Origin of the sequence: Marinilabilia rubra (assembly GCF_003121985.1) — a bacterium.
Lineage (GTDB): Bacteria > Bacteroidota > Bacteroidia > Bacteroidales > Marinilabiliaceae > Marinilabilia > Marinilabilia rubra.
This window is the reverse complement of record NZ_QEWP01000001.1, coordinates 296,342-308,185: the sequence shown is the minus strand read 5'-3', so window position 1 is coordinate 308,185 and position 11,844 is coordinate 296,342. Positions and strand designations below refer to the sequence as shown.

The following is an 11,844-nucleotide window of genomic DNA, read 5'->3' as shown; positions in this document are numbered from 1 at the left end:
TACTTTAGTGGAACCATCAAAACCTAAAAAAGGATCAATTTACATGGACGTAAAAACCGCCTTAAATAAAGTAGAGGCTCTTTGCTCGCGCCAGGAGTACTGTCGTTCAGATATTCGGAAAAAACTCATAAAATGGGACATTAGTCCTGATAATATTGAAAAAATACTGGTCAGTTTAATTGAAGAAAAATTCATTGATGAAAACCGTTATGCCAATTTCTTTGTAAGGGATAAATTCAAATTCAACCGGTGGGGCCGAAAAAAAATATGGTGGCAATTGAAGCAAAAAGAAGTCCCTCCCGAAATAATTGAAGAGGCCCTGAAACAAATTAACAAGGATGAGTATACCCTTACACTGGAAGATGTTATTAAAGAGAAACTTCGTCAGGTGAAAAACAAGGAACCCATAAAGCAAAAGGCAGCGATTATTCGAAATGCTGTTTCTAAGGGATATGAATATCAGGAAGTCATTCCAATTGTGGAACAATTATTGTTAAAAAATGATTAAACCTATTAAACACAAAACTATGCCTCGGCTCTATTCATTAGTCATTCTCGTTGTTTTTCTTCTATCCAACTCTTCTGCAGAAGCCGGAAAACCCAAGTGGGTTAAGAAGCGCCCTTCGGACAGGAGCTTTTACATTGGTATCGGTATGGCCTATAAGAAGGAAACCTCCGGTCTTGATTACGCCAAAAAAGCAAGAGCCGATGCATTAAAAGAAATGGCTTCTGAAATAGAAGTCAACGTATCAGCTAACTCATTGATGCGGCAATTTGAGGACAATTACAATTTTCGTGAAACATTTGAATCAGAGATTTCAACCTCCGCAGAAGAGAACTTGACCGGCTATGAAGTTAAAACCTGGGAAAACAGAAGGGAATACTGGGTGTTAATGAAACTCAACAAGGATCAATACACGCGAAGAAAACGACTTGACCTTGAAATGGCCAAAAAGAAAGCAGCATCATATTTGCTTGAAGCCAGAGAAATGACCGGGAGATTGCAAATCACGGCAGCCCTGGGTGCCTACTTCAAAGCCATTGAATCGTTGGAAAATCACCTTAAGGAAGATTTGACCTACCGTTCAATAGACGGGAATATCAATTTTGGTTCGGACATAATGCAGGACCTTAGACACCTTTTTTCAAAAATCTCTATAACTCCGGTAAATCCCAACTACAAAGTTTCATTTTCCAAAACGATGGAGAAACCCTTAAAAGCAATGGTAGAGTTTTACTCTTCCACAGGCAGAAAGGTGCCTGTCAGGAATTTCCCCGTTCACTACAAGTTTGTTCAAGGAGAAGGCCTGTTGCAGGAAAAAGCTACCTCCAACCCGGGAGGTGAAGTGGACAGTTATATCCAAAAACTGGAATCATCTTTAAAGAAACAGCAAGTTGAAGTTGCTTTTGACCACACAGTTTTGCTCCGGGAAGAAAACATAAAAAGCCCCTTGGTAAAGTTCTTTCTTCCTGAAGAAACCATCCCCACCGCCAAATTCAATATTGAATTACAAAAGTCAGATGCATGGCTTGATGCATCCGAATCTGTTTTCGGGCAACCAACGGGGCAAAAGCTTTTTTCAAACCAATTGAAATCGCACCTCAATGAAACCTTTTTTAATTTCACCCAAACTTCCGAAAAGGCATCTTACATTATTGAAGTAAATGCCAACTTTAAGAAAGGGGACATCAAAGAAGGAAATGGATATACAGTTTACCTGGTATTTGCCGACCTTCACATTTCAGTCACCTCTGCAGAAACCAAAACAGAAATTTTCAGCGAAACCATTACAGGTGTAAAAGGTATGCGGCCGGGGAGTTTTGATTATGCCCTAAAAGAGGCAAGACAAAAACTACTGGAAAGATTTGAAAAAGGCGTTTATCCTCAGCTGGAGGCCTTAAACTTCTGATCTTCTTCATAATGATTTATAATCTCGCGGGGGGTGATTGTAAACAAAATTCCGGGAAAGGCCGATAATGCGGAAATGAGGAAAAACAGGAGGCTCAAGGCAACTGCCTGATCTTGCTGCAAGGTCAGGTATTGTGCCCCAATCAAAAAAGCAAACTCCCTGGCCCCTATTCCTCCCAGGGTAACAGGCACTGAAGCCATAATGGCCGAAACGAAGAAAAGGAACAGATAGTCATCATAGCTTGCAGAATTATCAACGCCAAGGCCATTTAGGATGCATACCGCAGCAAGCATTTGGATCCCCTGTACAAGCAGAGACCACAGGCTTATTGCGAAAAAAGCCTTCTTAAAAAGTGGCAATACCCATCTCATAAAGAAAAAGAATACCACTACCGGAACAGGGATAGCCACTATCAGCCAGTTTTTGTAGGGAACCTCCAAATCTACGAAATGAAGTAATACCAATAAATAAGTCACAATAATGGTAAGTCCGGATAACCGGTCGGCAAAGATAGCTCCCAGCGATCTTTTAACAGGCACTTTCAAATAATGATTCAGCATGTAAACTTTGAAGCCGTCACCTCCAACTCCTCCCGGCAGAAAAAGATTGTAAAACAACCCAAGCCAATAAAGTCTCAAATTCGAAACTTGACTAATACGAATAGGTATAAGACGAAAAAGAGTGTTTAGCCTGAAAGATGCTGCCACCTGAGAAACACTGTATATAAATAATGCCAGTACCAGCCACCACACATTGGCACGTGCAATAGCTCGTCCGATAGCAGCCACATCAATCTTTGTAGAAATATACCAAAGAATAGCAGCGCTAAGAACAATTTTGGCAACTAACTTTAGCGTTTTGAAGAGCTTCTTCTTTTGCATTGATAATAATTTCGGTTGCTCAAGTACTTTTTGTCAGGATCTATCAATAGTCTTTCAATCTAATATCAATGGTTGCAACCACCTATTTTAAAGAAAACCTCAAAAGTAAGTAAATCCAATAAAAAAACCGCAGGTTGGAAACTTCTGCGGTTTATTATTCATAATATTATTGAGAAACTGTTTAAGTTTTATCCTCCGGGAAGTTTTCTGGTCTTGACTTGTCTAAGAACTCAATTCTTCAAAAATATTTTCCAAAAACAAAATTTAAACAGTTTCTGAGTTTAAAAACCCCTTACAGAAGCAATCTGGCAAGATCTTCTTCAAAGAAGAATTCTTTTTCACCAAAAGCCGGCTTCAGATCATCCATCCACAATGCTTTAGGATCATATTTTGCAAAAAACGGGTATCCTACCCACTCTCTGTTACGTCCCTGAATAAACTCACAAACAAAAACCTTCTCTCCCCGCACCTGACTAACACCAATAATCCGCACTTTACCCGGTGTACAAGACATACTTGGCCCTCTTACAGTCCTTGAAATCCCACTTACGTTAATGTAGGCATTACGGAAGATGTCCCATGCACGGCTTAAGGAAACTCCAAAATATTCCTGGGCTCCGGTATCGCGGGCTACAAACATGTAATATGGAATCATTCCCATATTCACCTGTTTCTTCCACATCGTACTCCAAACATTACTGTCAGCATTAATATGGTTAAGAATTGGAGACTGGGTGCGAATTTGAGCTCCTGTTTGACGAATTCGTTCCACAGCTTTTGACACAGCTTCTGTCTCAAGTTCCCTGTGATGGTTGAAATGGGCCATAAAAGCAAGGGATTTTCCAGCTTTAGTGACTTTTTCAAAAATCCTTAGAATATCGTCGGCATCATTGTCGGTTAAATATCTATAAGGCCAAAATGAAAGCGACTTACTTCCAATCCGGATATTTTGCAAATGCGGAATATCTGCATCCAGTATCTTTGTGATATACGCATCCAAAATAGAAGCTTTCATAACCATTGGGTCCCCTCCGGTAATTAGAATATCAGATATCTCGGGATGCACCTTCAGATACTCAATCACATACTCCACCTGATTCATTGCAAATTTAAGGTCGTCCATTCCCGTAAATTGCGGCCATCGAAAGCAGAAAGTACAATAAGCATGACATGTTTGCCCCTGCGTAGGAAAAAACAGCATGGTTTCATCGTACTTATGCTGAATGCCGGGAAGCTTTTGTCCGTTTAACTCAGGAACATTTTGAGCCTGACCAGCGGGATGTGGATTCAGCTTATGACGTATTTCGTTAGCAGCTTTTTTTAGAACTACTTTATCTGTCTGTTTATCAAGTACCGAAGACATATTATCAAAGTCTTCGGGGTGAAGCATCTGTTTTTGGGGGAAGTTAAGGATGAAAATAGGATCTTCATGAAAATTATCCCAATCAATTAATTCGTTCACCACATAGTTGTTGGTTTTAAATGGCAAAACATGACCTACAACATCTATGTTTCTTAAATCCTGCTCATTCAACTTATCAATCTGGGGTATATTGCGATAATTATGCAATGAATAGATCTGATATTTCATAGGCATCCAAAATTTATATTTTTATTAACAATTCTTCTCAATACTGCATAATAATTGCAGTCCCAGTAAAAACGAGCAACATCTAAGGAGCCCTGGGTGCCTTAAATCTGTCGAACAAATAGAGGCAAAATATCCGCAATCAGGTAGTATCATCCAACAAGGAGGGTATGATCCTGAATTTAGCGCAAAAGTACTGTTTTTTTTGGAAATGCACAAATAGTAATTGCGCTAACAACTGCAATTCAGCTACTTACAGTCACACACCCTCCAAAAACACTGAAAATCCTTACAAATTACTGCTGCGAGACTCGCAAAGATGATTTTTATCAGCAACAAACACGGCAAAACACAGGTGTAAACAATAATTTACAATTTATTCATCTTCCTTTAAATCTAAAATCTCGATTTAATGATCGTTTGGTAAACCTACGCTTAACTTAGGATTTCTTTAAAAGCAATATCGTGTGAAGCCACCACAAAAAGTTTGCGTGGAATAGAAGCTGTTTTTCGCTTCAAATCATTAAAATATCCCGAGAAACCGGCATCAGGCTTCTTAAGCCCCAACATCACTAAATCGGTTGCCTGGGAATCATTGGATAGCAAATTGAAAAAATCTCCCTTTTCGGATACAAGAATTTTCTTTTTGAAGTCGACCCGAATAGAGGACAACAATTTGTCAAGATTCTTTTCAGCCTCCAAAGCAGCCTTTTGAGAAGTTACAACCATTTTGATAGTAATATTAACCTGTTGCCAGTGTGGACTGTTTTGCATCATGTAGCCCAAAACCATCATTAAACCGCCATTGCCTTTCAGCCCTCCCCACCAAATATCCACATTAAGATTGCTGCGGTTAGGAACAGGTTCCTCATCCCTAAGTATGATCACATTTTTCCTTGACTGGTAAAAATGATTGATCATATCTGAATAAGGCTCATGATGGGAAGCATCAGTCGTATCGCCAAGCAAAATTGTATTTGGAACCAGTGGCCCCAACCCGTAGGCATTACTCAGATATTGGGCCCCAACAAAAGGATTCTGAGCCCTTACTACACGAACCAGAGAACGAATATTCTTTTCAATAAGATACTCTTTAATCTGTTTTTCATATTGGTAAATTTTTTCCTGAGATACTTTTGCCTCAGGCAGAATAGTTGCTACTGTAAACAGCCCCTTCTCCTGGGCCAGTCCGTTGGCGAAATCAATCAAGTGCCAACGTTTTATAGGTGCTCCCGAAAACACTAAAATATTGGGTCTCCAACTTTTGGGATCGTTATGTGGTTTCAATTGCAACAAAGCATACCTCACTACCTGCAAAAGCATACCGCTTCGCACGTCACCCCAGGTGGTTTTTAATCTTCTTCTCCGCAGCCAGATCAGTACGGCTAAAATAAAAACAACAGAAAGGATTGTTGCTACCGCATGGATTAAAAACATCACAGCAATACAGCCAACCGCCCCCACCAAAGAAAAGATCCAATGAACCTTAAACTTGGGCCGGAAAGAAGGACTTTTCAGAAAACGCTCAATACCGGCAGTAACATTCAGTATTCCATAAGTTGCCAAAAAGAACATGGTGAGTACAGGTGCAATGGCATCAAGGTCACCAAGAATTACCGACACCAGGGTAATGGCAATTGTCAGAATGGTTCCGCCACGGGGAATATTTTCCGGCCCATAACCATTGGCCAATACCGACATTTTTCTGGGCACAACATTGTCTCGTGTCAACGCCTGCAGAACCCTGGGAGCTCCCAGCAGACTTCCAACAGCGCTAGAGAGAGAAGCACCCCATACACCCAACAAAATAGCGCCACCCCAAAATGCAATCTTCCGCATTATCAACGGGTCTTCTACTAAGGTGGCAGCATCGGCTCTTCCGGCCAATATCAAAGGAAGCCCCATATAAATAAGGTACCCGATAGCCACTGCCAAAAAAGTTCCCAGGGGAATAGACCTGGAAGGGTTTTTTAAATCACCAGACATATTTACTCCTGTCATTATACCCGTTACAGCGGGAAAAAACACTGCAAAAACCTGCCAGAACCCAACGGACATATGCTCAGGTACGCCCCACATTTCAATTTCGGAATTCTCAATAGGCTTTCCAAGAACTAATGAAATCAGCGATAAGCCAATTATGGAAAGAATGAAATACTGAGCCCTAATGGTGGCTTTCGTTGAAAAAAGGGCAAGTACACCCAACAAAAGGGTGGTAATTACACCCACAACCTTGAAGTTAAGAACAGGAAATACAGCCACAAGACTTTCAGAAAACCCCATCACATACAATGCCACAGAGAATGTTTGTGCCAGATATAGCGGGATACCCAATGCACCGCCGATTTCAACACCCAAAGAGCGGCTAATCATGTAATAAGCTCCACCCGCTTTTACTTTGGAGTTGGTTGCAATAGAAGCAATGGAAAGAGAAGTTAAAAAGGTAATGGAAGTTGATAGAGTAACAATCATAAGGGTGCCAATAAGCCCTACATTGCCCACAACCCAACCAAAACGCAAATACATAATTACTCCTAATATGGTCAGCAAAGAAGGAGTAAATACGCCACCGAAAGTTCCTAACTTATTGTTCTGCATACAAACATCTAAAAAAAACAAAGATATAATTTTGCCTAAAAGATTTCTATGGGTAAAAAAAACCGCAACAGAAAAACTCCATTGCGGTCAAATGGTTTAAATAATTTGGCTTATTTCACATAAGCAGACTCAACAAAATCAGCATTCTGCAGATATTGGAGACTTTTCTCAACACTTTCAAGCGGATCAAAGTTATACTTCTCAACTTCGACAATCAAATACTGCACACCTGCTTTGCCGGCAAGTTCAAATGAAGACTCAAAATCCATATCTCCGCTTGCACCAAGTTCTTTCTCATCCTTTACATGCCATAGAAGAAAACGCCCTGGGTATTCGTTAAAATAATACACTGCGTCTTTACCCCCCTCCTTAATCCAATATAAATCAAGTTGAAAAAACACGTTTTCGGGGTTAGTATTTTGAAGCATGTAATCGTATATCACTTCACCCTCAAGTTCGGCAAATTCACCATCATGATTATGATAACCGAATTCAATCCCCTTTTCACGACATTTTTGGCCAACAGCATTGAAATACTCACAGTACTTTTTCAATCCTTCAAGAGAATTATAGCCCTGCTCGCCCATCCAGGGCTGAACAATATATTTCACGCCTGCTTCCAAATGGGCATCAATACACTGGTCCCACCATTCCATGGTTTTATCCCAATTGGCAGAATCCGGCAAAGCACGACCTGTATGAGAACTAATAAATTTCATGCCGCTTGTTTCAACAAGAGCCTTAAATTCGAGAGGATTCATGCCATAAAATTCACCATCACCATAGCCTGCAGCTTCAATAAAGGCATATCCCATTTCTCCAACTTTCCTGACGGTTTCCTTTGGTGCTTCTTTCATGGAATTTCTTACGGAGTACAACTGGAGACCAATCTCTTTTGGAGGTTCAGAGGAAGTACACATTGTAAAATTGGTTGCAAGTAAAATAAAAAGCAAAATAATCACTGATTTCTTCATCTTCTTTGTTTTTAAATGGTAATACAAATTGTGTGTGTTGTTTTCGGTTATTGAAGAACCTGTTTTGTAAAATATTGTTGAAAATAATAAAATTCCTTCAAAAGACCGAACTAATTAACTAAATCTTAATCTAACACCAAAAACCGTTGAAACCCAAAACGCCCGTATTTGGTGATGTCCAACAATGATCAACAAAAATCGGCTGTTATTTTTTTGTTAATGTCTAACTTTTTGTGCCTTATAATGATGCTAAATCCAAAGAATGTTCTTTTATTTGTACTGTGAATATTTATCATGCAGTTTTATGATTGTCAACAAGGTAAAAGAACCCGTTGCCAATCGTTAATGCTTCATGGAACGATTAACAAACAAATTACTTAAAAATGAAAACAGGAAAAGTAAAATTCTTTAATGAGTCAAAAGGATTTGGATTCATTAAAGAAGACGAGTCTGAAAAAGAATTTTTTGTTCACGCCACCGGTCTTATTGACAAAGTTAAAGAAGACGATGAAGTGAGTTTCGAGCTCGTAGAAGGCCGCAAAGGTCTTAATGCAGTAGATGTTAAATTGGTTTAGAATATATATTTCAATACCAGATTACATTTAGCGTAAAGAAAACAAAAGGGGTTTCCATTTCGGAAGCCCCTTTTTAATTATAGTTTCCGGATTCTGCTTTAACAGCTATCAAGTACCCAGTTTCTGCAATCGCTTATTCAATCTACGCAACCTGAACGTTTCGAAGTAGCGAATAATTCGTCTAAGCAGATCAAGATATAAAGCAATATAAAGAAAACCGATTCCTAACCAAACCACCATCATGTTGAAAACCGGAGTAGAAAGAGATATGGGGCCCACCCGCTTTGCCGGTGCATAAAAGTGAGCTCTTCCCCATTGACTGGCAGGCTCCTGGTATCCGGGATGCTTCTTACGGATAAATTCATGCCCGTTATAGATAAATTGTTCCACTGAATTCTTCTTGAGCACCATATCATAAAGTGCATCATTATGGTACTCTTTTTTGAGATCAACAACAGACTCAGAACTTCCCATACGATCAATCAAACTCTCCATTTTTTCATTCCGAGCCCGATTCCACTTTTGATATTCATTATTAAAGTAGGTTTTTCCTGTTAAAAGAACATTATCAGCTTTTTGAAAGTCAGATTCTGTCCATGAATTTTCGGGATCAGGTAAGCCAACTTCAGGAATAACTTGTGGAAATCTTTGATGTAACTGCCTGAGTGCATCGGAAAGCTGCTCTTTAAACATAACTGCTTTATCAGTTTCTCCGCGATTCGCTGACCACTTTGCTGCCTCAATGTGATTGAGCAACTCAGAAATAAAAGTAGTTCCGTAATAGGAGGCATTGCTCATTCCCTGTTCTTCCTCAAAAAACATGGCATCAAAATCATTGTTTTTAAATTGATTAACAGCCAGAGCTTCATAGGCCCATCGAGTCACCATAACATCACCAATACGCGGGACAAACTCCTCTGAAGCAATTGATTTATGTAGTTTATCAAAGTTGACGATAACCCCGCTAAACAACAGGTGGGGGACTAAAATAAGCGGGATCAGCACATAAATGGCCACGACTGAGTTAAGCCCGCTACTAACATTTAACCCCAACATATTGGCAAAACAGGACGTTGAGAACAGAATAAGCCAGTAACTCCAGGTCAGTCCTTTTATTTCCAGAATGCTATTACCTATAGCTACAAACATTAAAGTTTGAATAGCCGAAATGGCAAAAAGGATTAATATTTTACTATTAAGAAAACTAAAGCGACTCAAATTAAGGAATGATTCCCGTTGCAGTAGTTTCCTGTCCTTTATTATTTCTTCGGCACTCACATTCATCCCTATAAAAAGAGAAACCACAACACACATAAATAAATATGCAGGGATGTTTACGTTCTCAGCAAAAACATAAGCAGAAGGATTACTGCCAGTACCGGCCAAAAACTTGGTAAAGAACCCAAGGATCAAAGCAAGAACGGGAGCTTCTAAAATATTAATAAGCATATACTGACGGTCTTTCAATTTGGAAAGGCCATCGCGCAAAGTATATATCCAAAACTGTTTTCGCCTGTTTGGAATATTGTAAAGGTTTTCGGGCAGTGGCTCTCTGCGATCTATCTTTCTTTTTACCTTCCATTGAAATTTACTTTCAAAATTCTCAAGGTAATAGCGATACCACTCTTCCGGCTTCACCTTACGTTTACGAATAAGTTTACCATAGGGGTTAACCATGCGGGCCTCAATAATTCTGAGTACCTGTTCTGACTTAACATTGCCGCAAACATAGCATTCCCTCTCCTCCGGGTTTACGTAATTAGCCATCTGTTTAAAATAAACAATGGCATCCATAGGATTTCCGTTGAAAATAATATACCCCCCCTTGTCAATAATAAGAAGCTTATCAAGCATTTTATATAAGTCGGAAGAGGGTTGGTGAATATTTATCATCACCAGTTTTCCCTTCAAAACCTGCCTTTTCAGCAGTGACATAACTTTTTCAGAGTCCATGGAGGAGAGGCCGGAAGTTGGTTCATCCACAAAAAGGATAGAGGGTTCGCGAATAAGCTCAAGTGCTATATTGAGTCGTTTTCGCTGTCCACCACTGAGGATTTTGTTTAAAGGATTCCCCACCACCAAATCACGGGCTTCAACCAAGTCAAAGTCCTGAAGAGCATTGTCAACCCTGCGGACGATTTCATCGTGACATTGATCACTAAAACAAAGGCGGGCATTGAAGTAAAGATTTTCAAAAACCGTTAATTCTTCTTTGAGCAGGTCATCCTGAGGGACATATCCGATAACCCCTTCAAGACTATCCTTGTCTAATTCCAGGTCATGTCCATTTATGGTGATTTTTCCATCGCTCAACTTGTAATTTCCGTTCAACACATTTAACAGAGTAGATTTCCCGGTCCCGCTGCCGCCCATGATGCCTACCAGTTGCCCCGATCGTCCTGTAAAGCTGAACCTGTGAATTCCGATCTGATTGTTATTAAATTTATAGGACACATCAACAGCACGGTAAATAATCCTTGCCTTATCAATTCGGTGGATGAACTTCTCCGCTACACGTCCGTAATATACGGGCGGCATTCGTGAAGTTTTTATTACAGCCCCGACAGCCAAAGCATACGGTCTGTTTTGTTCTACTTTATGCCCGTTCAGATAAAGGTTTCTTGAGCCTGAATACCTAAAAATAAATGTTTTGGTACTACGCACTCTTAATACCCAGACTGCAACTTGTTGTTTGGGGTTATAAATGTGTTTTATTTTGGCATCGGGAGCGTCCTTATCTCCGCTGATATAAAGCAATGAACCTTTATCCGTAACTTCCTCAGGTGTTTCCAGAATAAAAGTTTTGAGGTTGTCGTAATCCTGCGGATCAATTTTTAAATTCTCAGCCAAAAGATCCACAAAATAGTGTTCTTCTTCACTAATGGTGTCTTCTTTTTTGAGAAAGTCAAGAAGTTGAACGAAAAGGATAATCTTAGGTTCCTGTTCAAGTTCCTGGTTTATTTGATTACAGATATTTAGTATCCTGGTTTGATTATCAGAGGACTGTTTTTCAATTAATTCCTGATTATTACTATAAATATGGGAATGATAACGATTCAGGAATTCATCGAACTTCTTCAAATATTCCTGTGCATATTCTGTATTAAAGTGACGGGTGAGAAAGTCTTCCACCAAGAAGCGAGCTCTTCCGGTTTTGCTTTCCGTTTTTAGATCGGTAAGCAAAGCAAAAAGCTTCATTAATGATTCAAGAAGGGCTTCACTCATTGTTTGTTCCATGGCTTGCACGGTTAAATTTACAGGCTGTTGAGATTGTTAAATACAAGGTGAAGATACAAAAAAATAATCCCAAGGTTTAAG

Annotated in this window: 8 protein-coding genes; 3 read left to right on the top strand and 5 right to left on the bottom strand. The window is 39.6% G+C overall.

Features of this window, described 5'->3' with window-relative positions; all coding sequences use genetic code 11:
* Positions 1–43 precede the first annotated feature (43 nt).
* On the top strand, positions 44–508 hold the full coding sequence (locus tag DDZ16_RS01250; RefSeq protein ID WP_109262599.1) for a regulatory protein RecX: 465 nt from the start codon (positions 44–46) through the stop codon (positions 506–508).
* Positions 509–527: 19 nt separating this feature from the next.
* Positions 528–1,910, top strand: coding sequence for an LPP20 family lipoprotein (locus tag DDZ16_RS01245; RefSeq protein ID WP_109262910.1), 1,383 nt, complete (start codon positions 528–530; stop codon positions 1,908–1,910).
* Here the strand turns inward: DDZ16_RS01245 and DDZ16_RS01240 are convergent.
* The 4 genes from DDZ16_RS01240 to DDZ16_RS01225 form a co-directional block, all read right to left on the bottom strand.
* Positions 1,886–2,791, bottom strand: coding sequence for a lysylphosphatidylglycerol synthase transmembrane domain-containing protein (locus DDZ16_RS01240; protein ID WP_109262598.1), 906 nt, complete (start codon positions 2,789–2,791; stop codon positions 1,886–1,888). The two genes, DDZ16_RS01245 and DDZ16_RS01240, sit on opposite strands and share 25 nt — an antisense overlap.
* Before the next feature lie 292 nt (positions 2,792–3,083).
* Complete coding sequence (locus tag DDZ16_RS01235) at positions 3,084–4,382, bottom strand: KamA family radical SAM protein (protein ID WP_109262909.1); 1,299 nt, start codon at positions 4,380–4,382, stop codon at positions 3,084–3,086.
* Positions 4,383–4,814: 432 nt separating this feature from the next.
* Positions 4,815–6,977 (bottom strand): APC family permease, encoded by a 2,163-nt coding sequence (locus DDZ16_RS01230; RefSeq protein WP_109262597.1) that lies wholly within the window; start codon positions 6,975–6,977, stop codon positions 4,815–4,817.
* 110 nt (positions 6,978–7,087) lie between these two features.
* Entirely contained in the window at positions 7,088–7,951 is an 864-nt protein-coding gene (locus DDZ16_RS01225) for a sugar phosphate isomerase/epimerase family protein (protein WP_109262596.1), read from the bottom strand.
* A 383-nt stretch (positions 7,952–8,334) separates the two neighbouring features.
* On the opposite strand from DDZ16_RS01225, the gene DDZ16_RS01220 reads away from it, so the two are divergent.
* On the top strand, positions 8,335–8,526 hold the full coding sequence (locus DDZ16_RS01220; RefSeq protein ID WP_109262595.1) for a cold-shock protein: 192 nt from the start codon (positions 8,335–8,337) through the stop codon (positions 8,524–8,526).
* 108 nt (positions 8,527–8,634) lie between these two features.
* Here DDZ16_RS01220 and DDZ16_RS01215 read toward each other — a convergent pair whose 3' ends face one another.
* Complete coding sequence (locus DDZ16_RS01215) at positions 8,635–11,763, bottom strand: ATP-binding cassette domain-containing protein (RefSeq protein WP_109262594.1); 3,129 nt, start codon at positions 11,761–11,763, stop codon at positions 8,635–8,637.
* Between the last annotated feature and the right edge of the window lie 81 nt (positions 11,764–11,844).